We start from the raw sequence: 24,907 nt of genomic DNA on the forward strand, positions 1-24,907 counted from the left end.
CTCAGAACTGAGAACCGGCGCCTCCCACGAACGCACAAACGCACGTCACACCAAGACAAAATCACCAGGAGAGTACCATGCGCGTACACATCGCAACCGACCACGCTGGCCTCGAACTGAGCCACTACCTGATCGAGTCCCTCACCGCTGCGGGCTACGAAATGATTGACCACGGCCCCGCCGACTACGACCCGCTGGACGACTACCCCTCGTTCTGCATTAACGCAGCCCTTGGCGTGAAGCGTGACCGCGAGGCTGGCCTGGACTCCCTGGGTATCGTGCTGGGCGGTAGCGGCAACGGCGAGCAGATGGCGGCGAACAAGGTTGATGGTATCCGCGCAGCTCTGGCATGGAACCACGACACCGCGGCACTGGCTCGCGAGCACAACAACGCACAGGTTGTAGCTGTGGGCGGCCGCCAGCACAGCAAGGAAGAAGCACTGGAAATCATCAAGGTCTTCCTGGCTACCCCCTGGACCAACGAGGAGCGTCACGCACGCCGTATCGGCCAGCTGGCTGAGTACGAGCAGACCGGCGACATTGCCGGCAAGCAGATTGACGCTGCCTAAGCTCTAAAATCTGAGGCGCATAGTGCAGGCTATGCGCCTCAGTCGTCTCTGCGCCCCATATAATCCGCACTATTTCTAGCCGCGCTATTTCCAGCCCACAAGTTTTCGAGGAGAACCCGTGCCCGAAGGCCACTCCATCCACCGTATCGCCCGCCAAATCAGCGACGTCTTCACCGGCGAGCGCGTGCAGGTTTCCTCCCCGCAGGGCCGCTACACTGAGGGTGCCGCCCTGCTGGACGGTCACACCATCACCGGGGCATACGCGCACGGTAAGCACCTGTTCGTGACCTTCGAAAACGACCTGACCCTGAACGTGCACCTGGGTATTTACGGTAACTGGAGCTTCGGCGGGGACGAGACGTTCACGGGTGCTTCGAGCATTGGCGCGCCCCGCAAGATTGGTGAGAAGGAATATGCGGCGGGGGAGGAGCAGCCCTACGCCGGTCCTCCCGAACCGAAGAGTACGGTGCGTTGCCGTATTGTTTCGGAGCACGGCTGGGCGGATCTGGTGGACCCGACTATCTGCCGCACCCTCACCCCGGAGGAGGTGCGCACCGTCCGCTCCAAGCTCGGCCCCGACCCGCTCAACCCGGACGCCGACCCCGAACAGTTCTACCGCGCGGCACGCAAGAGCTCCCGCCCGATTGGTGTGATTTTGATGGACCAGGCGGCAATCTCCGGCGTGGGCAATATCTTCCGCGCCGAGTCGCTGTACCGCCAGGAAATTGATCCGCTACGCCCCGGCAAGAGCCTCAGTGACGAGGAACTGGAGCGACTCTGGGAAGACAATAAGCACCTGCTGGTCATCGGCGTGCGCGTGGGGCGCATCATCACCACCGAACCCGAAGACCGCCCCGGCATACCCGAAACCGAAGCGTGGCCCGACCACGCCAACTACGTGTACATGCACCACGGCGAGCCCTGCCGCCGCTGCGGAACCACCATCCGCATGGAAGAAATTGCCGGCCGTAAACTCTACTGGTGCCCCGGCTGCCAGGTCTGAAAACAGGTCTAAAAACTACTCAAATATTTGACAGCCCAGATGGAACCTCGCTACTATAGTCAAGTTCCATTCCGGGGATGTAGCTTAATGGTAAAGCCTCAGTCTTCCAAACTGATTACGCGGGTTCGATTCCCGTCATCCCCTCGAGATTTAGGGTCTCGACGCTTTCGCGTTGAGGCCCTTTCTTTTTCCCTCGAGGGGATGACGGGAATCCCTTCCGCATGCGGATTTATTTCCTCGCGCGCTCAGAATCCGCACGCTCCAGCTCGTCATCCCATCACCGCGCATCCACACAAAACGCCCCACAAAACCACGGGAGACAGGGGAGTACGCGCTCAGTGGAAATAAACCGTGCACGAGCCGCTGTGTTGGGCATTTAGCGGGAAAACAGGTAAACTAGGGCACTGACTGTGTTAAACACGCAAGTGCGCAACACGGTCGGTTTCACGGGGCGTGGCGTAGCTTGGCTAACGCGCCTGCTTTGGGAGCAGGAGATCGCAGGTTCGAATCCTGTCGCCCCGACGTGAAACGGTTGCCGCGACGCTACAGGGTCGTGGCGCTCTTTCCACTAAGCAACCGCGGCACACACGATTCGTGCCGCACCGAAACTATATGAGGAGATCACGGACGTGAAGACCGCCGTCGAGAAGCTCAACCCGACCCTCGCAAAAATTGAGGTCGAGGTTCCCTTCGCAGAATTCAAGCCCTACCTGGACCGCACCTACAAGAACCTCTCGGGTCAGATCAGCGTTCCCGGCTTCCGCAAGGGTAAGCTGCCCAAGCAGCTCATCGAGCAGCGTGCGGGCTTCGACTACATCGTCGAGGCATCCCTGAACGACGCTCTGAACGACTACTACGCACAGGCGCTGGGCGAGAACGAGCTCTCCCCCCTGGCACAGCCCGAGCTGGACGTTCAGTCCCAGCCCTCCACCGAGAACCGTGAGGCAGACGTCAAGCTGACCATCACCGTCACCGTCCGCCCCGAAATCGAGCTGCCCAACTACGAGGGCCTCGAGGTTGAGGTTGACGAGGTCGAGGTGACCCCCGAGGACGAGGTTCAGGCACTGGACGCTCTGCGTGAGCGCTTCGGCACCCTGAAGACCGTTGAGCGCCCCGCAGCTGACAAGGACTTCGTGACCATCGACATCGCCGCAGAGATTGACGGTGAGCAGGTGGACGCAGCTAACGACCTGTCCTACCAGATTGGTTCCGGCACCATGCTCGACGGCATCGACGAGGCTCTGACCGGTCTGTCCGCTGGCGAGGATGCAACCTTCGAGACCAAGCTCTCCGGTGGCGAGCACGCAGGCGAGCAGGCAACCATCAAGGTCAAGCTCTCCGCAGTCAAGGAGCGCGAGCTGCCCGCAGCTGACGACGAGTTCGCACAGCTGGCTTCCGAGTTCGACACCATCGAAGAGCTGAAGGAAGACATCAAGAAGCAGGTTGCAGAAGCTAAGGTTGCCGAGCAGGGCACCCAGGCACGCGACAAGGTCCTCGCAAAGCTCGTTGAGCTCGTTGAGATCCCCGTCCCCGAGAAGGTTATTGAGGACCAGCTCGAGCAGCACTTCAACAACCCCAACGCTGAAGCAGGCCACGACACCGAGGAGCACCGCGCCGAGGTTCGCGAGAACACCGAGACCGCATTCAAGAACGAGATGGTTCTCGACGCTGTTGCGGACAAGGAAGAAGTGACCGTTGACCAGGCTGAGATGATTAACTACATCATCACCATGAGCTCTCAGTACGGCATGGACCCCAACCAGTTCGCACAGATGCTGGACGGCTCCGGCCAGGCAGGCGCACTGGTCGGCGAGGTTCGCCGCTCCAAGGCTCTGGCAGCAGTGCTGAAGACCGCAGTGGTCAAGGACACCAAGGGCAACGTTGTTGACCTGTCCAAGTACCTGGGCGAGGGTGAAGAGGCAGCTGCCTAAATCCCCGCCACGGTCTGCAAGAAGCCACCCCTCTAGAGGGCGTGAGCTGATTGCTTGAAACGTGTAGCCTCAGCGGGCATCCACCGAATTACCGGTTGGGTGCCCGCTGAGGCTCTTTTCACCCCAAACTATTCCGCCCTCAAGTTATTCCGTACCGAGGTTTTCGCCTCTACTTCACCCCCTGGCGAACGAACAACCCGAAGGGAAGCGGGGGAGAGCAACTATCGGTAAGGTAGTAGCAACGAAACTTTTCGCGTGCGCTCCGGCGCGTAAATCGCGCAAAGATGCAGCGAAGACCCATTAGAGAAGAAGAGGAAGAATGTCCAGCTACATGCCTCTGCCCATCGGCGCCTCCCAGGCAGCCGGCGTGGCGCCCGCGCCGTCTATGGCAACCCCCATCGTTGGTGCCCAGGAAGATTACGTCTACAACAGCCTCCTGAAGGAGCGCATTATCTGGCTCGGCTCCGAGGTGCGCGACTCCAACGCTAACCTCATCTGCTCCCAGATGCTGCTGCTCTCGGCTGAAGACCCCGAGGCAGACATCTACCTGTACATCAACTCTCCCGGCGGCTCCGTCACCGCTGGCATGGCTATCTACGACACCATGCAGCTCATCCCGAACGACGTGGTGACCGTGGTGACCGGCATGGCAGCATCCATGGGTCAGTTCCTGCTCACCGCAGGCACCATCGGCAAGCGCTACGCAACCCCGAACGCCCGCATCCTCATGCACCAGCCCCTCGGCGGTATTGGCGGTACCGCATCGGATATCCGCACCCAGGCTGAGCTGATTCTGGACATGAAGAAGCGCCTGGCAGAGATCACCGCTGAGCGCACCGGCAAGAGCCTGGAAACCATCCTGAAGGATAACGACCGCGACAACTGGTTCAACGCGGAAGAAGGCCTGGAATACGGCTTCTTCGACCACATTGCCACCACCGCCGGTAAGCTGCCCGAGTCGAAGAACGCATAAGGGAGATGCACATGAACTACCTGCCGAACGATATCACCACCTCGGCGCCGGCTATGCCGAGCAACCGCTACGTGCTCCCCAGCTTCGAGGAGCGCACCCCCTACGGTTACAAGCGTCAGGACCCGTACGCAAAGCTGTTCGAGGACCGCATCATCTTCCTGGGCACCCAGGTGGACGACGCATCCGCTGACGACATCATGGCTCAGCTGCTGGTGCTGGAGGCGCAGGATCCCGAGCGTGACATCACCCTGTACATCAACTCGCCCGGCGGCTCCTTCACCGCAATGACCGCCATCTACGACACCATGCAGTTCATCCGCCCCGAGATCCAGACCGTGTGCCTGGGCCAGGCGGCATCCGCTGCGGCGGTTCTGCTGGCTGCCGGTACCCCCGGCAAGCGTCTGGCACTGCCGAACGCTCGCGTGTTGATTCACCAGCCCGCGCTGAGCGGCCAGCAGGGCGGTCAGGCATCTGACATTGAGATTCACGCGAACGAGGTTATGCGTATGCGTGAGTGGACTGCACAGACCCTGGCACTGCACTCGGGCAAGACCTACGAGGAAGTTGACCGCTCCATTGAGCGTGACAACATTCTGACTGCGGCTGCTGCCCTGGAGTACGGCCTGGTCGATAAGGTGCTGGAGTCGCGTAAGCTGCGTAAGCCTGCGACCAACACCGCTATTTCCCACACCTAAACTTTAGTTTTGAGGAATATCCCCGAGTACTTTTCGGGGGAGGGGCGGCATTGCCCCGTGTGCGAGCCTTCGGGCTGGTGCGCGGTGCGGTGCCGCCCTTTTTGTGCCCGCCAGGGGTACGGCAAGGCAGGCTGATATGTGGTGATGACCTGCGCTTTCTTGCCGGGCTTTAGCGTCACATGCCTACCGTCATATGCCGGAGTATCAGCCCCGCCGCCGTCATAAAAGACGCGCTTTGTCATATGCCCGGTAAGTCCGTTCATTTGCGGTGCGTAATTCTTGGTTCCGGGGTGAACTCCGGTAGCCTTAGAAAAGGAGAAAATTCGAGTATTTCATACCGTTTTCTCACTCAAACTAGGGCGCCCACCACCCGCCGGTGCTCCTCCTGAGAAATCACCGCAGACATCAGGTCACTGACCCTTCTGCGCCGATTTCACCACGCCGATCGAAAGGGAATTTTCGTGGCCACAGACGTCATTGTGCCTCCCGAACAGCCCAACGCCAGCATGCGATGCTCCTTCTGCAAGAAGACTCGCGCGCAGGTTTTTAAGATTGTGCTCGGCCCGAATGTTTCTATCTGCGACGAATGCGTGGAGCTGTGCGAAGAGATCCTCGCTGAAGAGCGTCTGAAGGTGAAGGCCCCCGCCGCTGCGCCCGCGCCTCAGCTGGCTACTCCGCGCGAAATTTACAGCTACCTCAACGACTACGTCATCGGTCAGGACGCGGCGAAGCGCACCCTGGCGGTGGCGGTGTACAACCACTACAAGCGCATCCACGATATTGATAACCCGGTGTTGACCTCCCGCATTCTTTCGGCGACCGCGGGGGAGCAGGTGGAGCTGGGCAAGTCGAATATTCTGATGCTCGGCCCGACCGGCTGCGGTAAAACCTACCTGGCGGCAACCCTGGCGAAGAAGCTGGATGTGCCTTTCGCCCTGGTTGACGCAACCACCCTCACCGAGGCGGGTTACGTGGGTGACGACGTGGAGAACATTCTGTTGCGCCTCATTAACGCCGCTGACGGCGATATTGCCAAGGCTCAGCGCGGCATCATCTACATTGACGAAATCGACAAGATTGCCCGCAAGGGTGGCGAGAACCTCTCCATCACCCGTGACGTGTCCGGTGAGGGCGTGCAGCAGGCGCTGCTGAAGATTATCGAGGGCACCGTGGCGACCGTACCCCCGGAGGGCGGCCGCAAGCACCCGGCGCACGCGAACATTGAGATTGATACCTCGAACATTCTCTTCATCGTGGCTGGTGCCTTCGACAATATTGACGACCGCATTGCAGCCCGCGTGGGTGCCGGTGGCATCGGTTTCGGTGCCGAGCTGGGCGGTTCCGTAAAGAACCCGCTGGACCAGATCATGCCCGAGGACTTGGCGCACTACGGCATTATCCCCGAACTGATTGGTCGCCTGCCGGTCATCTCGACCCTGAACGAGCTCAACGAAGAAGAGCTGGCTCGCGTGCTGACCGAGCCGAAGAACGCGCTGCTCAAGCAGTACCGTCACCTCTTCGCCCTGGACGGCGTGGACCTGGTCATCGATGACGCTGCGATCGCGGCTATTGCCCGCCTCGCCGCCGAACGCGGCACCGGTGCCCGCGGCCTGCGCGCCATGATGGAGCAGATTCTGCAGCCGATTATGTTCGACATCCCGGACCGCACCGATGTGGTGTCCATCGTCATCGGTGAGGACACCGTGCTCAACGGCACGGAACCCCGCTACGTGCTGCAGGCGCCCGACCCCGAAACCGAGACCACCCGCACCGTGAAGGGGGAGGCGAAGACCGCCTCCCTGAAGGCCGCGGACCGTCAGGCGGCATAACCGAATACTTCCAGCCGAACAGGCTAGGGAATAAAGAAGCCGTCGCCCCGGTTATACGGGGTGACGGCTCACTAGCAGGTACTGCTCTCGCTGGCATGTCCTGATGAGCGTGTACCGAAGAATAAGCGCCGGCTCATAGAAGCGGCTGGCGCAACCGTATGAGAGAGGAACACTCATGACTGAGAACGCACCCGCACAGATTGATTTCTGGTTCGACCCGATCTGCCCCTGGTGCTGGATTACCTCCCGCTGGATTGGCGAGGTGCAGAAGGTCCGTAATGTTGAGGTGACCTGGCGTCCCTTCTCCCTGTCCATGCACAACCAGGGCCGCGACCTGCCCGCCAGCTACCAGGCAGCGATGAACAAGTCCTGGGCGCCGGCCCGCCTCATTACCGCTGTGCGCGAGCTGCACGGCAACGAGGTCATCAAGCCCCTCTACGACGCTCTGGGCGAGCAGATTCACCACAACGACAACAAGGCTGATTCCTACCGCGACGCAATCGTCAAGGCGCTGGAGGAGGTCAACCTGCCCGCAGAGCTGGTGGATGTCGCCTTCACCGACCAGTACGATGAGCAGATGCGCGCCTCCCTGGACCTGGCGTTGGAGACCGTGGGCGGCACCGATGTGGGTGTTCCGCTGATTTCCATTAACGGCACCGCTTTCTTCGGCCCGGTCATCTCCCCGAGCCCCGCCGGTGAAGAGGCAGGTAAGCTCTTCGACGGCGCCCTGGCGCTGGCTTCCTACCCCGGCTTCTTTGAGCTCAAGCGCCCCCGTAACGTGGGCCCGATTTTCCACGGCGAAAAGGGTGAAGCCTAAGAAGCCTGCAATGTGCTGAGATTCCTGCAATGCGCGCAGGCCCGGTAGAGTCTGCGGCTGCAGAGCAAAAAAGTACCGCCCGATCATGTACTGACCGGGCGGTACTTTTCTATTCACTATGTTGCGCTGAAACGTGCAATCTACGCGCGGTGAGCGTTGCTTGCAGAGGTAGCTTTGCGTGCCTTCTGCGCATTGTGCGTCTTCTGCGCTTTCTGGGCTTTCTGAGCCTTGCGCTGTGCCCTGTGCTCGAGAACCTTCGGGTGCGTTGCGCGCTGCACGATCTTCGTATCGCGCATGTGGAAGGTGCGGGTTGCCGTGTACTGGACCGCCGCATCCGAGGTGAACGCCAGCATCGCAAACACCGCAACACCCAGCTGGAAGAAAATCGTGGACAGCGGCAGGGACTGGTGGCCCCACAGCACACCGCCGGTAATCGCTGCGAAGTTCAACGCAGTCAACAGCAGAGCCAGACGGCGGGCCTTCGAGGAGCCGCGTAGCGTGCTCCACAGCAGGAACAGGTGCACCGCCGAATAAATCGCCACGAAACCAACCAGCACCGTACCGGTAATGGTCAGCAGTACGTCGCTATCCACCTGGTCGAAGAGGTTCAGCAACTCAAGATCGTTGCCGGAGCCTTCCTCCAGTAGCTTGGCACGCAGAGCCGGGCGGCTGAGCGCCAAAATGACGCTGTTGACAATGTCGGCGAGGGTCACGACGATGAGCATACCCGAACCGATCAGCAGGCTCAGCGGCATGCGGTACGCCAGGTCGTGCGCGCTGGAGAGGTGAATTTCTTCCTGTTCCTGCGGCTCCAGGCCCTCATTGTTCAGCACGATGACCGGGAGCGCGCCGTCCGTGCGGATCGCGTCACCGCCGCCGTTACGGGCGTGGTAACCGGAGGAAAAATCGTGCAGAATCTCAACGTGAGTTTCCGGGTGGGCGTACTGAATGGACTCCACAATGTAGTCGCGTTCAAAGTCGGTTTCAGAGTCAATGCGGTGCGTGACCTGCAGGGTGAAGAAGCTGAAACCCACACCGGAGTCGTACGTGCCCGCCGCCAACCAATCCACCTGGTGACCGCCAGGCAGAAGCCAGCCGTCCGGGGTTTTCCAGAAGCGCACGTGGTGGCGTTTCTCGGGGTTGCCATCCACTTCCTTCTGGTAGGCGAAAGCCTGCGTCTTACCAAAAATTTTCAGCGGGGAGACGGGTGCCTCCGCGTAGGAACGGCGGGTGATGGTGGAAAGAATAATCTTCCAGGAGGAGACGAGGGTGACGTCGTCAGCACGGGTCCAGCCAGCGTCCTGCATGACCTGGTGAATCTGCTCCTCGGTACCAATCAGACCGATATTGACCGGGTCGCCGAGCAGACCGTCCGGGGTGCGGGTGCGCCCAATAAAGTAGTCGGGCACGTAGATGCGGGTCATGATGGCATGAAAACGCGGTAGCGTCAGGTACGCGGTGACCGCCCAGAAGATAATCGCAATGGGAAAACCCCACCATGAGTGGCCGACCGTATTCGCCAGAATCATGAAGGTCAGTACGAGTGCCGCGACGCCGGCGAAGATAAAGAAGAGAGTGTCCCAGAAATCAACCCAGAAGCTACGCGGGACGAGGTCTTGCGCCGCGCCGCGCGTGTCAATATCACCACGGTAGACCGGTGGCGAGGTGACTGGGGGAGCAACATCGCTACGTATAGGCCGTAGGACGCGTTTTTGGTGGGACATTCCCGCCCTTTCTGCAAACATAGTTAGGCTCTTTGAATATCACATAACTATAGCAAGGGGTGGGTTGCCAGATGCGTCCGTTCCGGGCAGGGCTTAATCGCTTGGCTCGATAGCCCCGCCGCAGAAAAACGCGGTACAACGCGGAGTGCTGGCGTTGCCGCGCGAAAGAAATAAAGGGTGACTCTACTCGGGGAGGGGCTTAGCCTCAACCGCAGCACGTGCGGCGGCAATGGAGCTTTCGTGGTGCAGCATATCGCGGCTTTCACGCATGAGGCGCACCCACTTGCGGGTCAGCTCCTCAAGCTGCTGAGCGGTCAACGAACCGGAGGCGATGCTCGCCTCATCGGCGGCGGCGCTGGTGGAAATGTGCTGATGCCACAGGTCGTACACTTCGTTGGTGTAGCTGTCACGTAGTGCCCGGGCGTGTTCGCGTGCCTGGCTGATGTATTCGTTCAGGCTTGCGTGGTAGTGCTGAAGTTGATCGGGGGAAATGTTTGCTTGCGCTCCTGGCGGTGAGCTCGGGGTTGAGCTCTGCCTCGCCTGGGGTTTGTTCGGTAATCCGGAAGAGGATGAGTATGAATTCATGAGGATATGGGGTGCGCCTACTTTGGCGCGGGTCAGAGTCAGGACGCATCGCTGCGCCTGACGGGTGGTTTATTGTCGTGCGGTTGGTCGGGGTATGTCTTGCTCGTACCGGTGATTTGTCTGTTGCTGAAGTTGAATAGAGGGTTGTTCCTAATGGTAAAACCCTCGCATCAACAATCATACATAAGTGACAGTCAATCTCATAAGGTTGATTATGCTCTTTGCACATTGATGAACAGAAAAAGGGATTGAAAATCCCACATAATCCCTACAGAACAGCAGACTAAAACCCACATTATTGGGGGAGGAGGTTGTGAAGGTGCTAGGGATGGGTACGGGCACCCGCGGGTACCGAATGTGTAAAGCCTCTAGTCAGAGTCGTAAAGGCACCCTGCAAAGCACCGCCCGCAGCCGAGCATCATGCTTTCCGAATATCTTGCCGGCAGAAACCAACGAACCGCAGACACAGAAAACGGGGCGGTACCGTCAATCGGTACCGCCCCGTCCTCAACACCAACTCGGTGTTATGTCACTAAGCAATGAACGTTAGATTCGATTACTCAGCTGCTTCTTCCACAACGAGTACAACGTCGCGAACCTCCAGCTCGCCCTCAGCTGCCACCAGGGACAGCTCACGAGCGTTACCGGCAGCCTTCAGGTCAGCCAAGCCAGCGGCAATGCGATCCAGCTGAGCCTGAGGAGCCGCAATAGTAGCGGACTCAACCTCGGTGCGCTGCTTGACCTTCGCGTCGCTCTTAGCCTTACGCAGACCACCCAGAGCCTCAGCAACATCCGGCAGGATCTGCTTGAGCGACTCAATCTGAGCCGGGTCAGCGTCCGCCAGGACCCACTGAGCAGAAATGCCAGCAGTCGGGTTCTGTGCAGAGTACTCAGCCAGCAGGGTACCCTCCAGAATGGGCAGTGCCTGCGGCCACTCGGCGCGGTGCACGCTACCTGCGCGCCACCAGGACCAAATCTCTTCGGTCACGAACGGCAGGAAGGGTGCGAACAGGCGCAGCAGAGCATCCAGGGTGGTTGCCAGCGCGGCAAGAACAGAAGCCTGCTCCTGCTCGCCGCGAGCACCGTACGCACGGTCCTTGATCAGCTCAACGAAGTCGTCGGTGAAGGACCAGAAGAAGCTCTCACAAATCTGCAGGGCACGAGCGTACTCGTACTTCTCGAACGCTGCGGTTGCTTCCTCAATCAGGTACGCCAGGCGAGCCAGCAGGGAGCGGTCCAGAGCGTTGATGAGCACGCGGCCCTGAGCCTGAGAAGTGATCACGGACTTCTCGGTAGCGCCCAGGTTCAGCACGAACTTGGATGCGTTCAGCAGCTTGATCGCAAGGCGGCGGCCAATCTTCATCTGGCCTTCGTCGTAGGCGGTGTCAGCACCCAGGCGAGCCGAAGCAGCCCAGTAGCGAACAGCGTCCGAACCGTACTTCTCCAGAACCTCGTTGGGGACCACAACGTTGCCCTTAGACTTGGACATCTTCTTGCGGTCCGGGTCCAGAATCCAGCCGGAGAGCGCGGTGTTGTACCACGGCACGGAGGAAGCCAGGGTCTCCGCGCGAACAGCGGTGGAGAACAGCCAGGTACGGATAATGTCGTGACCCTGCGGGCGCAGATCCATGGGGAAGGTCTTTGCGTGCAGGTCCGGGTTCACACCCCAGCCGGTCGCAATCTGCGGGGTCAGGGAGGAGGTAGCCCAGGTGTCCAGAACGTCCGGGTCAGCGATGAAGCCGCCGGCCACGCCGCGCTGATCCTCGGTGTAACCGGGAGCGGTCTGCGAGGCGGGGTCTACCGGGAGCATATCCTCGGTGGGCAGAATCGGGTTCTCGTAGTCGGGCTCGCCCTCGGCGTCCAGCGGGTACCAGACGGGGAAGGGAACACCGAAGAAGCGCTGGCGAGAAATCAGCCAGTCGCCGTTCAGACCCTCAACCCAGTTCTCGTAGCGGCTACGCATGAAGGAGGGGTGCCAGTTGATCTCGCGGCCGCGCTCGATGAGCTTCTCGCGGCGTGCAGCGTCACGGCCACCGTTGCGGATGTACCACTGACGGGAAGCAACGATTTCGAGGGGCTTGTCGCCCTTCTCGTAGAACTTCACGGGGTGAGTAATCGGCTTGGGGTCGCCGTCCATTTCGCCAGCCTCAACCAGCATCTCCACGACGGTCTTCTGTGCGGTGAAGACGGTGGCGCCTGCCATGCGCTCGTAGCGCTCGCGACCCTCGGGGGAGGTGATCCATTCGGGGATTTCGCGGGAGAAGCGGCCATCGCGACCGATGAGGGCGCGGGTGTCCAGCTGCAGTTCACGCCACCAGGTGACGTCGGTGGTGTCACCGAAGGTACAGATCATGGCGATACCGGCACCCTTGTCGGGCTGTGCCAGCGGGTGCGCCTTGATCTCGACCTCAACGCCGAACAGCGGGGAGGTGACGGTGGTGCCGAACAGCGGCTTGTAACGCTCGTCGTCCGGGTGCGCCACGAGAGCCACACAGGAGGGCAGCAGCTCGGGGCGGGTGGTCTCAATCCAGACCTTCTCGCCGTTGGGGCGGTGGAAGCTGATGCGGTGGTACGCGCCGGGGCGTTCCTTGTCTTCCAGCTCTGCCTGTGCCACTGCGGTGCGGAAGGTGACGTCCCACATGGTCGGTGCTTCAGCCATGTAGGCGTTGCCTGCTTCCAGGTCCTTCAGGAAGGCGAGCTGGGAGACCTTGCGGGAGTGCGCGTCGATGGTGCGGTAGGTGCGCGACCAGTCAACGGACAGGCCCAGGGTGGTGAAGAGGTTTTCGAAGACCTTCTCGTCTTCAACCGCGAGCTCTTCACAGAGTTCAATGAAGTTGTTGCGGGAGATACGCGGCCACTTTGCCTGGCTGCGGTCGGGCTTGGGGGTGCCGTCTGCCTTCCAGGTGATCAGGTCACGGAAGGAGTCGTTGTCTGCCACGGAGGGGTCGCAGAGAACGCCGTAGTAGTTCTGAACGCGGCGTTCGGTGGGCAGGCCGTTGTCATCCCAGCCGAGGGGGTAGAACACGTTCTTGCCGGTCATGCGCTGGTAGCGTGCAATGACGTCGGTCTGGGTGTAGGAGAACATGTGACCCACGTGCAGGGAGCCGGATGCGGTCGGCGGCGGGGTGTCAATGGAGTAGACCTGTTCGCGAGTGGTGTTCTCGTCGAATGCGTAGGTCTTCTCGTCGGCCCAGCGCTGCGAGAGCTTCTCTTCGAGGCCTTCGAGGGCGGGGCGGTCGGGAACGTTAATCTGTACGGGCGAGTCTGAGCCCAAAATGTTTTCAGCCATAACGGCTATTTTCTCATATTCACGGCATTCTCTCAGCTCCGGGGGAATTCTGCGCTGTGCTGTTCTGTTCGTACTGCTCGATGGCGGCTTCCAAACGTGCTAGCAGCGGCCGGTACCGGCGCGCGAAGTGTGCCCTGCGTACTGCGGCGCGTACCCCTTTGGAGGCGGTGATTTCCTGCCAGCTGGCGGGGTCGAGGTAGCTCTGCCCGAGCAGCAGATGCACCTCAGAACTGTAGGGGGTTCCGGTGGCGGTGCGGACGCTGCGCGCCCTCTGCTGGAGTGCTTGGCGATGCTCGTGTAGTGCGGTGATGCGCTGGCGTGGTGTTGCTGTCATGTGGAGGTCCCTAGAGGAGGAGTAATCGGCGGTTCAGTGGAAAACTCAGTGGCAAACTCGGTGGAAAACGGCAGTGGGGGAGGGATCCCCTAAAATGCTACCCTCGGTTACCTGCAGTGTAGGCGCGAAAATCTGCGGTATCAATAGCCGTGGTATCAACAGTGACAGTATCAATAGTGACGGTATCAACAGCCGGTGAATCCTTCTCAGGGGCGCGGTGGCGGCGTAGACTGAAAGCATACGACCTTTGAGGAGTTGCCATGAGTTCTCTGAGTATTTTCGGTTTGGGCACGTCCGAAACTGTTCTGCTGATACTGCACCTGGTGCTGGTTGCGTTGTGCATCTGGCATTTGACGGTGCGTAGTGGTTACGGTGAGGCGCGCATGCGTTTCGTGCTACCTCTGATTTTGTTCATGCCCGGTGCCGCGATTCTTTATCTGCTGTCGGCGCGTGAGGGTACGGTTCCTCCGGACACCATCAAGACCGGTAGTAGTTCGCCCGTGTATTTTGAGCACCGCCTCGGATTCCGTGACGGTGGCAGGAGCCGCTGGGGTCTGCCGCGCCGCCACAAGTAGGAGCCTGACGGGGCGCCGGGTGGTTGTGGTTCCGGAACCTATCTCACTATCGAAAATTTCAAAATATATGCCCGCGAGTCTGCTCGATCAGAGCACCCGCGGGCATCACTCTACTAGGATTAAAATATGACTGAGAACACCCACATTCCTGCATCTCCTTTCCTGCCCAACGCCGGTGTTGGCAAAGTTGCCGTGGTGACCGGCGCCTCCAGCGGTATTGGCCGCGCCACCGTACAGCAGCTCGTGGCAAGCGGCTGGACCGTCTATGCTCTGGCGCGTCGCACCGACCGACTCTACACCCTCTATGCGGAGACGGGTGCTCACCCGGTGACCTGTGACGTGACCGACGAGCATTCCGTGCGCTTCGTTGCCGAGCAGATTCTGGAAGAGCAGGGCACCATTGACGCCCTGGTCAATATTGCCGGCGGCGCTATTGGCGTGGATAAGGTCGCCGACGGCAAGACGGTTGACTACCTGAAGATGTACCAGATGAACGTGCTCGGCATTCTGCACATGGTGCGCGCCTTCGCGGAGGCGCTGCGACTGAACGGGCACGGCACGATCCTGAACCTGACTTCCACCGCAGCGGAACACGGCTACGAGGGCGGCGCCGGATACAACGCGGCGAAGTTTGGCGCTCGCGGTCTGACCGAGGCGCTCCGCCTGGAAGAGGCCGAGAACAATATTCGCGTGATTGAGATTTGCCCGGGCATGGTGCATACCGAGGAGTTCTCCCTGAATCGCCTGGGTTCTAAGGAGGCGGCTGACCGTGTTTATGCCGGAGTTGAGAAGCCTTTGACCGCCGAGGATGTGGCGCAGACCGTGACCTTTGCTCTGAACGTTCCGCACCACGTGAACCTCGACCGTATTACGATTCGCCCGGTAGCTCAGCCCAGCCAGTTCAAGGTGATTCGTAAGGAGAGCTAAGCTTTGCGCTCTTGCGCTCGCTGATGCGGGGTTATTGTGCGTGCCTCGCCCGCATTCCAGATTCTTGGGATGTGGGCGAGGCTTTTTGTGTGCGCCCGGCTTTTTATGTGTGTGCACGGGAGGCCTGTGGCTTGTGTGGAGCTTTGGTTGGGGTGCCGTACGGGGCGAGAACGGGTGGGGGAGAGGTATCAAGGAGTGCTTGATAAAACTATAAAGTGGTACGTGAGACTTTAAGGTTCACCAGGGTGAAATAGTTGGGGTGAAATCATCTATGGAAAGTATTATATTTTCTTCAAATGCAATCAAAATGTAGGGTTACCGGTGTTTACATGTCAGTATATGACCACAAAACACCATAATTGGTCTGTAATAACCCTCAACTTGAGGGGTGGTTTTATAACGATTTCATTACAGTTACTTAAAGCGGGCATTAAGAGGGCAGAAGACTCAGAGTTGGGTGTTAGCCTTTTAGCAGTCACACCCATGTGTGAATCTGCGCGCCCCTCAAGGACGGAGGCACACCGCGTAGGTTCACCACCGATAATTCAGAGATCGAGGAAAAATGTCGAAGACTACCCGTCGCGTTTACAAGATCGCAGCTGCGGCAGCTTTTACCGCTGGTTCTGTAGCAGCAATCCCGGCAACCTTCGCGGCAGAAGCACCCGCCGATCAGCAGCAGCAGGTTGTTGATCAGAAGGCATCTTCTCAGACTTCTTCCCTGCCCGGCGGCAACGCAACCGAGACTCCCAAGGCTGAGGCAACCGAAGCTCCTAAGGCTGAAGCTCCTAAGGCTGAGGCAACTGAAGCACCTAAGGCTGATGCTCCCAAGGCTGAGGCAACCGAAGCTCCTAAGGCTGAAGCACCTAAGGCTGAAGCACCTAAGGCTGAGGCAACCGAAGCACCTAAGGCTGAGGCAACCGAAGCACCTAAGGCTGAGGCAACCGAAGCACCTAAGGCTGAGGCAACCGAAGCACCTAAGGCTGAGGCAACCGAGTCTCCTAAGGCTGAAGCGCCGAAGACCGAGGCTCCTAAGGCAGAGACTCCTAAGGCTGAGACTCCTAAGGCTGAAACCCCCAAGGCTGAGACCCCCGCTCCCGAGGTGAAGCAGGCTAACCCCTTCGTCTCCATCGAGAACGCACGCTTCTCCGGTGATGCGCAGTTCAACACCGTGAGCGTTGTTGGTACCGGCTTCTACGGCGAGAAGGTCGGCCCCGGCGTCCAGGTCAGCATCTACGCGCTGGATGAGAACCAGCAGATTACCGGTGACGCCATTACCACCGTGTCCGTGTCTGCGGACCAGATTCAGGATGGCTCCTTCAAGACTTCCTTCACTGTCGAGGCAAGCAAGCTGCCCGCCGGCGCTTCCTACGCTCTGGTTGCTGTGAGCAACCCTCAGGCTGCTCAGGCTGACCAGAAGCTCGTGGCTCTCTCCTCCTTCAAGGTCACCGAGTCCACCTCTCCCGAGGCACCCAAGAACAAAGAGACCCCCGCTCCCGTGACCCCGGCACCGGAGACCCCCAAGGCTGACGAGACTCCCGCTCCCGTGACCCCGGCACCGGAGACCCCGAAGGCTGACGAGACCCCGGCACCCGAGGCCCCCAAGGAAGAAACTCCTGCTCCGGAAGCACCTAAGACTGAGACCCCCAAGGCTGACGAGACCCCCGCTCCGGAGGCTCCCGCAGCACCCGAGAACGCAACCCTCACCACCGAGGACGCTTCCCTGAACCCGAACGATCAGTACAACGTCCTGACCTTCAACGGCTCCGGCTTCACCCACGAGTCCGTCGCTAACGGTGTGCAGATCGCTATCTTCCGCCTGGATGCAAACGGCAACATCACCGGCGACGCTCTGGCAACCCACGACGTACCCGCTTCTGAAATCGTGAACGGCACCTTCCGCGTCAAGGTCAGCGTTCTTGCTGAACTGCTGCAGCCCGGTTACGCCTACGCAATGGTGGCAACCAGCGACCCCAACGGCCCGGTACACCAGGTTGCAGTCACCACCGCCACCGTGAGCGATGCGAACAACCCCGCACCGACCCTGCCGGCAGCTACCGAGGACGAGAGCACCACCGTTCGCGATAACGGCGACGGCACCACCAGCGTCTTCACCGCTGAAATGCGCGAAGACGGTTCGGTTGTCGTAACCGAGACCCGCATGCCCTCTTCTCAGGCACCCAAGGCTAAGGTTGGTAACGCATCCGCTGCTACCTCCTCTAGCTCCAAGGGCCACACTGTAGGCGTCTCCGGCACCAAGGGCTCGGCTCAGGCTTCCTCCTCCTCGAAGCAGCAGCTGGCACACACCGGTGCTGAGGGTGTTGCAGGTATCGCAGGCGTTGGCGCCGCAGCTCTGATTGCTGGTGCCGCACTGATGCTCCTGCGCCGCCGCAGCCTCTAATAGCTCAGCCTCTATAGGCTAGGCTCTGAATATCTGATACTCGCCGTAAGGTGAGTGATTCAAGTGCCGTCAATACTCTGAAAAGGGTATTGGCGGCACTTTTGCGTGCTAGCAGTTTTGTGTTGAGCTGTTTTGAAATGGAGGGGGGTGGCAAAGCGTGTGCGGCAAGCTGGGGGAGAGGTGCGGGTGTTCTCTTTCGTGGTGGAGGTGCGGGGTGGAAGCGCGGGGCGGTGTAACGGAATGATTTTGCTGGGTTATTTGGCGCGCAATTATTGGTACGCATGCTTGTAATCAATGCGCATGTAAAAGTGGTGTGACCTGCGATTTTTTCACTTAGAAGAAATAAATTAAATGCATGAATGTGCAGAATATTTTTATCTCAAATCCATTAAAACTGCATATGCATGCAATAAAACCTTGAGTTTCAAGGGAGAGTTGAAAAATTTTGCCTAGTCCATGCAATTTGAGTGCTCTTGATGATGTTATAGAGAGTAAAAAATATGCTGTGTGGGTTATTGCACAGGAAAATAGTTGGGACGTAAAGCGTCTTTACAGCAATAACAAGAAAAGTATTGTTAGTGTGGAATTACCGATAAATAGAGCGATTCCCTTCGCGGTAACTTCCACCATTACATGAACGTTATGACTAGTCCGTACGTTATAGCGGTCAATCCCGAAGAGACACCCGTCCAGCTTCGATCCGTGGCACCCTCCGGAGGGTATCGTTCACACTCACAGAAGAAGGTGTGTTTCATGCCCGAACCCGCTCACTCAAAAACCCGAGCAACAGCCGCTATTGCTGCTTCCGTCCTGTCCGCCACCGGTGTTGGTGCTGCGCACGCAGATGTGCAGGTGCAGAATACCGGCGGAATGGCTTCACCGACTGCGGTGGAACTCGACAATCCTCCCTCCGCTGTAAATGCAACCCCCATCGAAAACGTTGCTACCCAGAACTCCCCGCAGGTGTACGTCGAGCAGGGTGTTGTCATTAACCCGGCGCGTTCCCAGAGCATTACCGTCACCGGTGAAGGCTTCACCGGCGGTGCCGTTGAACGTTACGGTGTGGCGGTGTACGTGAGCGAATACCGCCAGTACCCCCTCTACGCACTGGGTCGCGGCTCCGCAGTGACGATGACCCTCGTGCCCGAACTCGATGTGGACGGTGGCCGCTTCAGCACCCAGTTGACCCTGCCCGCAGGTACCCTCGACCCCAACCAGCAGTACGTTGTCGCAACTGCCGTGGTTGACCCTGCCAAGGGCTACGCGACGGAGGATCCCTCCTACAACTCCTCCGCACCGCTGGAGCTGCTGCCCGCAAATACTCAGGATGAGCCGCTCAATGCTCAGATTCTTTCGGGGCAGCTGGAGATCCCGCAGGATAAGAACCTTGTCGTCTACAAGGTCACCGGTCTGGGTGAGGCGCAGGCCTTTGAAGTGATGACCTACGCCTACGCCCTGGATAGCCAGGGTAACCGCATCCTGCTCGCTGCCTCTCCCGCGCGTGCCGACGTTGTAAACGGCACCCTCCTGGACGGCATTGAGGTGCCCGGATCCAGGTTGGAAGAAGTGCAGGCTGTTCACGAAGACCTGCGCTATGTGCTGAGCGTTGAGGTTGCACCCTCTGCCGCTAATGGTTACACCGCCCAGGAAGTTGAGGTTCCCTTCATGAATGGTTGGAATGTACAGCACGGCTCCGCTCCGGTTGCCACCGCCGAGCGCGCAATGGCGGAGCAGGCACAGTTCGAGAAGAAGCAGTTCGAAGAGGAGGCGCAGCCCGAGCAGGTCGCCCAGGCTACCCCGAGTGCGCAGTCTGAGCAGGCTACCTCGAATGCTCAGTCCGCTCAGGCAGTTGCCGCGAGCCCCGTCGAGCAGTTCGACCACGTACTGCCCGAGAACGACCCGCGCCGCCACTACAGCCTGCCGCGCAACACCGTTTTTGACCGCGTCCACGACACCACCGAAGAACAGACCAACAACACCGCTAACCCCGTGATGACCGCCCGCCTGCACGTAGAAGAAACCGTAGTTCCCGAAAACGATTCCGCAAAGACCCTGACCCTGCGTGGAGAGGGCTTCACCGGCGTCAGCTCGGTGCACCTGATGGTTAGCGCTATCGATGAATACGGAGTGGCTACCGGCGGCGTGATTGCGTCGGCTGATGTCTCTGAGATTGACGACTCCGGTGCTTTCACCGCACAGGTGCAGATTCCCGGCTCGGAGCTCAAGCCCGGCACCACCTACCGTGTGAGTGCTGTGGCGGAGGATGAGCAGGGTACTGTGCGCATGGTCAATGGTGGCTTTACCGTCGAGCGCGATAGCGTGGATAGCCTGCCCACTACCCCTGAGCAGGATGCGCCCACTGTCGAGGCTCCCGTAGCCGACACTCCCGCTGTCGAGACTCCCGCGGTCGATGCTTCGGTGCCTACTGAGCCTGCGGCTGATCAGGCTTCTGTTACCGAGCAGAAGGCGGGGGAGAGCGGTGCTGAGCAGAAGAATGAGGCTCCGGTTGCTACCCAGAACGCCCCTGCTCAGAACGCTTCTGCACAGAAGGGTGATGCCCAGAAGAGCGATGCTCAGAAGGTTGAGGCGCAGGCATCTGGTGGTCAAAAGGTTGCCGCTGCTACCCAGCCGAAGCGCGAGCAGCTGGCGGCTACCGGCGCCTCCAATATGCTGGTCATTAGCGCAGCTGGATCGCTGTCGCTGCTTGCTGGTATGCGTTTGAGCCGTCGTCGCCGTAGTGAGATGCGGCTCAGTTCTCGCCGCTAAAACGGGGCAATTATTGCCCCACTAGGCAAAACGTGCACATAGATGTAGGGACGTCCGAAATGCAAGATTCGGGCGTCCCTGCATCTTTAACTTTTTCTAAGGTTATACCTATAATTTAGAGTGCTGTTATAGACGGTACTATCACTCTTTATCACCTCGTTCACCCGGGGTGAGGAGTCGCTGTGAAGCGCCTCCGGTCACCGATATGAGAGAACCGTTATTCTGTGCCTACTTCCGACCTTTGGGCGCAGGAGTCACACGACGATTCATCACACTCACTCACGAAAATAGGTGACCATGTTTTCCACGCAGCGAACTGCTCGCGGCGCGGCGCTAGTAGCGTCCGCAACCCTCGGTTTGGGGGGTGCTCTCGCGCCTGCAACTCTTGCTCCCGCAACTTTCGCGCCTGTTGCCTACGCTCAGACTCAGCAGCCTGAAAAGCCTGAACTTCCGCTCGCCGTTGCCACTGATGTGGTTCAGCACAGTATCTCCTTGGTTTTACTGGCTCAGACTGGCGACTACACTCTTCTGCAAATCGGCGGTGTAAATTCCCTGGACCAGGTGAAGGTTCGCCTGTCCGCCATCTCCGTTGAAGATGGCGTTGTGGCGACCATGACCGTACCCGCAGCCCAGATGACTGCCTCAAAGAATGAAGAAGGCAATATTGAGCTGAGCATCCACCAGCGCCTCAACGTTGAGCAGCCGTACATGGTTGAGGTGCAGAACCTGAGCACCAAGGATGCTATTTCGGTTGAGTTCATGCCTGAACAGGGCGCGACCGTTGACGAGATTCTGGCGAGCCGCCAGAACATTTTCTTCCCTGACACCCCAGGCGTTCCCCGTGCTAACCGCGTGGAGGCGAATCCCACCCCCGAGGTGTCCGCAAGCCCGAGCGCATCCCCGAGCGCCGCGAAGGATAGCCCGCGCCCGACGGTCGCCCCGGCACCTTCTGTGGCACCGTCCGCATCGCAGAAAGTTTCGGCTCGTCCTTCTGCGAGTGCATCTGCTAGCGCCTCGGTGAGTGTGTCCGCGAGTGAGTCTGCTTCGGCGAGTTCTTCTACCGATGATGCGGCGCCCGCTGAGGTGACCGAGGATCGTCTGCTGGTGCACTCCCGCTCCGATCGGGCTCCCGCGGAGACCCGTGAGGCGACCCTGGAAATTTCCACCGCAGAGCTGCGCGGATCGGATGAGCTGCAGCCGATTAGCGTGCGCGCTAGGAACGTTGCGGAGAGTGGCCTGGGCTATGACGTGATGGTCTTTGAAATGCCTGCTGACGGCGGTGCCGTGGGTTCGCCGCTGGCAACCACGCATGTGAGCCCTCAGCAGGTGACTGATGCTTCTTTCTCTGCTGATTTGAAGGTTCCCGGTACCTCTTTGAATGCGGGTAAGCGCTACCGTGTGGTTGTGGTGGGTGGTAACTCCACTGAGGAGCTGCAGCTCATGGCGACCAGTGCTTTTGGTGTGAGCGTGATTCAGCGTGCGGTTCCTGTTGACCCGGCTCCGAAGCCTACGAATACTGTTGTTCACCCGCAGGTCCCGATGATTTCTGATGCGAACCAGCGTATGAGCCCTTCGGCCCCTTCAGGTCGCGTGGGCTCTTCAGATACCTCTGCGGACGCTCAGGGTTTGGTGATTGATTCTGTTGCTAAGATTCCCTCGGTGGATAGCGCTCTGGGCTATATTGTGCAGGCGCAGCAGTCGGCGCGTGCGATTACCGCGCAGGCTCGTAGTTCTGTGGCTGAGACTGCGGTGGTTCCTTCGACGATGGTGATGTCTGGTTATGCAGTGATGTTGCCGGGGCGTACCGTGGTGAACCTGTTGGGTTACCAGTCTACTGAGGGGGAGACGGTGACTGTTGCTTCGCCTCAGGAGAATGTGGGTGCTGCAGGTTCGGGTAGTTTCTATACGCGTAGCTCGAAGTCGCGCGGTGATTCTGCCGGTTCGAAGCTGGAGGCGAGTGCTCAGGATAATGGCCCGCTGCCGGAGGGTACCTTGCCGCTGAGTATTGCTCTGCTGGGTTCGGTTGCCTTTGTGGGTACTGCTGTTGCGGTTAACGTGTATCGTCGCCGCCTTGAGGGTGCTGAGGAGCTGGGTGCCGAGTAGCTCAGCTATTTGTTGCTTAGCGCTGTGAGGCGTGGCTCTCTGTAGGGGAGTTTGTTGAGTGGGAGGCGTTCTGCTGGATGCGTGCCGTGTGGGTGCGTGTTTGGTGGGGCGCCTTCTGTGTGCCCGGATGTTTGACTCTATTGCGCGGTGGTCTGGTGCGCTTTGGGGTGGTGTAAAAATCTCTTTTTAGTGCACTCTGGGGAATATATTTTGACATTCGAATTTTGCGTTATTTATATCTCAGTAAAGTAATTAATTCCCTTTTATTTCGGCAATTACTGCGACATAAGGTTTTAGCACGTGAATGCAATGCAACATTAAGTGCAATATCCGTGTTAGGCTAGGGTGTAACCGACGTACTGGTGCGCAAATACTTGGATAGAAACACCGGCTTGTGGTGAGCCTTCCCTAGTCCACGCTTTGCGCCTACATCGATCGAAATGGCGCACATGACTATCACTCGACTTCCGAAACGCATTCATGCTCTTTCGCTTGCAGCCGCTTTAGGTGCAAGCGCTTTTGTGCTTCCTGGCGCCTCCGCAGTAGAGGCTGAAGCAATTAACGTGAATGATTGCCTGGCGGCTCTGGTTAATAGCGAATTTAATTCAAGCTGCCCCTACGAAGACCTCGAAATTGAGGTCGATACCATTGAGATTCAGATTCAGTCCATCAAGGACGGTCAGGCAACCATTAAGCTCGTGCCCCTCTATGAGGGCGGCTACGTGGGCGATGCCTCTAGGGTGTACCTGGTAATGCAGTACTACGACGCCACTGGCACGTTGCTTGGGTCTGACACTTACGAGCCCTCCGCAATGCAGGTTGAGCGTGCGAATGACGGCTCGATGCTCGTCACCTTTGAGATGCCGCAGATGCCTCAGGAGGGCTACTACTCCATGAGCGTCATGGACCTGACGACCTCTGACGAGGGCTATGGCGAATTCATGATTTCTGAGGGTTCCCTCGTTCCGCACGCTATCCCGATTGAGGATGACCCTGACGAGGTGATGGTGGACAAGAAGGAAAACGCCCACCAGGTGCCGACCATTGACGAGCTGAAGACGATGGAAAAGCTCCGTGAAGAGGAGCAGAAGAACCAGCAGGCTGCAGATCAGAAGGGTAGCAGGGATAAGGTTAAGACTGAGGCGCCTTCCGAGTCTGCTGAAAACCCGAACTCCGAAACCCACACGCAGAAGCTGGAGCAGATCCCCGGCGGATCGACCTCTTCTCGCGATATTCAGACCCTGAGCGCTACGGAACTGAAGGTTGCGTATGCTGAGGTTCGCTCCGATAAGGAAACCAAGCCGGTGACTATCAGTGCAGCGCGTCTGGCTGCGAATGCGGCTGGCTACGACCTGATTGTGGTTGAAACCGACATGAGTGGCAACCATAAGGGTGATGCGCTGTCCATTACGCACATCAGCTCTGATCGCATTGTGAATGGCGCGTTCAAAGAAGAGATTGGCATGCCCGGCTCTCTGCTGAAGACCGGCTCGGTGTACACCGCCTACCTGGTGCGTGCGGACGATACTGAGTATGCGGAAGAAGTTGTCTCGGTGCGATTCAAGGTCAGTGGCGAGGCGACCGGCAACTCAACCTCCTTGACGAAAGATGAGTCGCCTCGCCAGGATGCAAGCGCATCGCTCACGCCCAGCGCCAATGCGGCCGAGGCGACCGGTGCCACTCAGGGTAGCCCCTCCGCTGCTACTAGCGCCGTCTCGACTCGTTCTGATGATACCCAGTCGGGCTCGGGTCAGTCTGCCGCGAGCGCACCCCGTTCCACTCTGGATGCGGTGAGCGCCATGTCCAAGGCAAAGGAAGCGAAGGCTGAGCGTCAGCGTCAGGCTCTGCAGGCTTTGGCTCAGGCACGTACGGTAGCTCCGCGTTCGGCTTTTGAGCCGACTCGCACCAATCAGATTTCGGCGTACAGTTCGGGTTCTGACCCGGCATCTATCGCTGCTGCCGCGAACTCGGCTGCTTTGACGGATGAAGAAAAGGCGGCGTCGGCAGCTTCTGGTAATGGCAATAAGGGTTTCACCCCCGTGGTTCATTCGGAATCTAATAATCGTTCCGCTACGGTGAACTCGAATACCACCCAGGTGCACTCCAACGCGAATGCTGATCGTCAGGATGGCGTGAAGGCTGTAGCTTCGGCGGCGTCTCCCGCTAGTGAAGAGGTTGCGCAGCACGGTGTAGCTTTCTGGGCTCTTGGAGGCGCCGGTTTGGCGCTGGTGGTTGGTGCCGCGTGGATGGCTCACCGCAGGGGAGTCCTCGGCGGCTAACGCCCCTAATCCGTGCTTTTTGGCGGCATCGCATAGTATGTTCGTTGTTTCATGAGGAATGCTCGCCCCCGCTATCTGTTGGCGCAGATCGCGGGGGCGAGTCGTGCGTT

Annotated in this window: 16 protein-coding genes and 2 tRNA genes; 15 read left to right on the plus strand and 3 right to left on the minus strand. The window is 59.2% G+C overall.

Annotation, left to right across the window (positions count from 1 at the left end):
* Positions 1–77: 77 nt before the first annotated feature.
* The 9 genes from LPB405_RS08340 (at position 78) to LPB405_RS08380 (ending at position 7,817) form a co-directional block, all read left to right on the plus strand.
* Positions 78–569 carry a ribose-5-phosphate isomerase gene (locus LPB405_RS08340; RefSeq protein ID WP_005505713.1) on the plus strand — a complete coding sequence of 164 codons (492 nt, stop codon included), beginning with the start codon at positions 78–80 and terminating at the stop codon, positions 567–569.
* Between the two features lie 118 nt (positions 570–687).
* Positions 688–1,572: an Fpg/Nei family DNA glycosylase gene (locus LPB405_RS08345; protein WP_219101222.1), complete on the plus strand. Its 885-nt coding sequence runs from the start codon at positions 688–690 to the stop codon at positions 1,570–1,572.
* A 73-nt stretch (positions 1,573–1,645) separates the two neighbouring features.
* Positions 1,646–1,716: transfer RNA gene (locus tag LPB405_RS08350), tRNA-Gly, on the plus strand.
* A gap of 303 nt (positions 1,717–2,019) precedes the next feature.
* A tRNA-Pro gene (locus LPB405_RS08355) sits at positions 2,020–2,094 on the plus strand.
* A 107-nt stretch (positions 2,095–2,201) separates the two neighbouring features.
* The gene (gene tig, locus LPB405_RS08360) at positions 2,202–3,503 is read left to right on the plus strand and encodes a trigger factor (protein ID WP_219101224.1); all 1,302 of its coding nucleotides are present in this window, start codon (positions 2,202–2,204) and stop codon (positions 3,501–3,503) included.
* A 319-nt stretch (positions 3,504–3,822) separates the two neighbouring features.
* Positions 3,823–4,476, plus strand: coding sequence for an ATP-dependent Clp protease proteolytic subunit (locus LPB405_RS08365; RefSeq protein ID WP_005505718.1), 654 nt, complete (start codon positions 3,823–3,825; stop codon positions 4,474–4,476).
* Positions 4,477–4,481: 5 nt separating this feature from the next.
* Positions 4,482–5,171 (plus strand): ATP-dependent Clp protease proteolytic subunit, encoded by a 690-nt coding sequence (locus tag LPB405_RS08370; RefSeq protein ID WP_012903382.1) that lies wholly within the window; start codon positions 4,482–4,484, stop codon positions 5,169–5,171.
* Positions 5,172–5,632: 461 nt separating this feature from the next.
* Positions 5,633–7,000 carry an ATP-dependent Clp protease ATP-binding subunit ClpX gene (gene clpX / locus LPB405_RS08375; protein WP_070692263.1) on the plus strand — a complete coding sequence of 456 codons (1,368 nt, stop codon included), beginning with the start codon at positions 5,633–5,635 and terminating at the stop codon, positions 6,998–7,000.
* 175 nt (positions 7,001–7,175) lie between these two features.
* Positions 7,176–7,817: a DsbA family oxidoreductase gene (locus LPB405_RS08380; protein ID WP_070629451.1), complete on the plus strand. Its 642-nt coding sequence runs from the start codon at positions 7,176–7,178 to the stop codon at positions 7,815–7,817.
* Between the two features lie 140 nt (positions 7,818–7,957).
* On the opposite strand, the gene LPB405_RS08385 is transcribed toward LPB405_RS08380, so the two are convergent.
* From LPB405_RS08385 to valS, 3 genes are all read right to left on the minus strand, one after another.
* The gene (locus LPB405_RS08385) at positions 7,958–9,541 is read right to left on the minus strand and encodes an LssY C-terminal domain-containing protein (RefSeq protein ID WP_219101226.1); all 1,584 of its coding nucleotides are present in this window, start codon (positions 9,539–9,541) and stop codon (positions 7,958–7,960) included.
* A 183-nt stretch (positions 9,542–9,724) separates the two neighbouring features.
* Positions 9,725–10,126, minus strand: a complete 402-nt coding sequence (locus tag LPB405_RS08390; RefSeq protein ID WP_161799617.1) for a hypothetical protein — start codon at positions 10,124–10,126, stop codon at positions 9,725–9,727.
* 556 nt (positions 10,127–10,682) lie between these two features.
* A complete protein-coding gene (gene valS / locus LPB405_RS08395; RefSeq protein ID WP_219101228.1) occupies positions 10,683–13,415 on the minus strand; it encodes a valine--tRNA ligase in 2,733 nt (910 codons plus the stop codon).
* Positions 13,416–14,009: 594 nt separating this feature from the next.
* On the opposite strand from valS, the gene LPB405_RS08400 reads away from it, so the two are divergent.
* The 6 genes from LPB405_RS08400 to LPB405_RS08425 all read left to right on the plus strand — a co-directional run bounded on the left by LPB405_RS08400 (position 14,010) and on the right by LPB405_RS08425 (position 24,797).
* Positions 14,010–14,324, plus strand: coding sequence for a penicillin-binding protein (locus LPB405_RS08400; RefSeq protein WP_219101231.1), 315 nt, complete (start codon positions 14,010–14,012; stop codon positions 14,322–14,324).
* Positions 14,325–14,450: 126 nt separating this feature from the next.
* Positions 14,451–15,251, plus strand: a complete 801-nt coding sequence (locus LPB405_RS08405; protein ID WP_219101233.1) for an SDR family oxidoreductase — start codon at positions 14,451–14,453, stop codon at positions 15,249–15,251.
* A 562-nt stretch (positions 15,252–15,813) separates the two neighbouring features.
* On the plus strand, positions 15,814–17,649 hold the full coding sequence (locus tag LPB405_RS08410) for an LPXTG cell wall anchor domain-containing protein (RefSeq protein WP_219101235.1): 1,836 nt from the start codon (positions 15,814–15,816) through the stop codon (positions 17,647–17,649).
* A 753-nt stretch (positions 17,650–18,402) separates the two neighbouring features.
* On the plus strand, positions 18,403–20,415 hold the full coding sequence (locus LPB405_RS08415) for an adhesin (RefSeq protein WP_219101237.1): 2,013 nt from the start codon (positions 18,403–18,405) through the stop codon (positions 20,413–20,415).
* Positions 20,416–20,712: 297 nt separating this feature from the next.
* Positions 20,713–22,518, plus strand: coding sequence for a propanediol dehydratase (locus tag LPB405_RS08420; protein ID WP_219101239.1), 1,806 nt, complete (start codon positions 20,713–20,715; stop codon positions 22,516–22,518).
* A gap of 449 nt (positions 22,519–22,967) precedes the next feature.
* The gene (locus LPB405_RS08425) at positions 22,968–24,797 is read left to right on the plus strand and encodes a hypothetical protein (protein WP_257604909.1); all 1,830 of its coding nucleotides are present in this window, start codon (positions 22,968–22,970) and stop codon (positions 24,795–24,797) included.
* Positions 24,798–24,907: the final 110 nt, after the last annotated feature.

The sequence above is a fragment of the Rothia mucilaginosa genome (assembly GCF_019334805.1).
In the GTDB taxonomy this organism is placed as follows: domain Bacteria; phylum Actinomycetota; class Actinomycetes; order Actinomycetales; family Micrococcaceae; genus Rothia; species Rothia mucilaginosa_C.

Bases quoted from the DNA above. Each gene is read 5' to 3' on its own strand.
- LPB405_RS08340 (WP_005505713.1), top strand. From the start codon at position 78: ATGCGCGTACACATCGCAACCGACCACGCTGGCCTCGAACTGAGCCAC.
- LPB405_RS08365 (WP_005505718.1), top strand. From the start codon at position 3,823: ATGTCCAGCTACATGCCTCTGCCCATCGGCGCCTCCCAGGCAGCCGGC.
- LPB405_RS08370 (WP_012903382.1), top strand. From the start codon at position 4,482: ATGCACATGAACTACCTGCCGAACGATATCACCACCTCGGCGCCGGCT.
- LPB405_RS08380 (WP_070629451.1), top strand. From the start codon at position 7,176: ATGACTGAGAACGCACCCGCACAGATTGATTTCTGGTTCGACCCGATC.
- LPB405_RS08385 (WP_219101226.1), bottom strand. From the start codon at position 9,541: ATGTCCCACCAAAAACGCGTCCTACGGCCTATACGTAGCGATGTTGCT.
- LPB405_RS08390 (WP_161799617.1), bottom strand. From the start codon at position 10,126: ATGAATTCATACTCATCCTCTTCCGGATTACCGAACAAACCCCAGGCG.
- valS (WP_219101228.1), bottom strand. From the start codon at position 13,415: ATGGCTGAAAACATTTTGGGCTCAGACTCGCCCGTACAGATTAACGTT.
- LPB405_RS08400 (WP_219101231.1), top strand. From the start codon at position 14,010: ATGAGTTCTCTGAGTATTTTCGGTTTGGGCACGTCCGAAACTGTTCTG.
- LPB405_RS08405 (WP_219101233.1), top strand. From the start codon at position 14,451: ATGACTGAGAACACCCACATTCCTGCATCTCCTTTCCTGCCCAACGCC.
- LPB405_RS08410 (WP_219101235.1), top strand. From the start codon at position 15,814: ATGTCGAAGACTACCCGTCGCGTTTACAAGATCGCAGCTGCGGCAGCT.
- LPB405_RS08415 (WP_219101237.1), top strand. From the start codon at position 18,403: ATGCCCGAACCCGCTCACTCAAAAACCCGAGCAACAGCCGCTATTGCT.
- LPB405_RS08420 (WP_219101239.1), top strand. From the start codon at position 20,713: ATGTTTTCCACGCAGCGAACTGCTCGCGGCGCGGCGCTAGTAGCGTCC.
- LPB405_RS08425 (WP_257604909.1), top strand. From the start codon at position 22,968: ATGACTATCACTCGACTTCCGAAACGCATTCATGCTCTTTCGCTTGCA.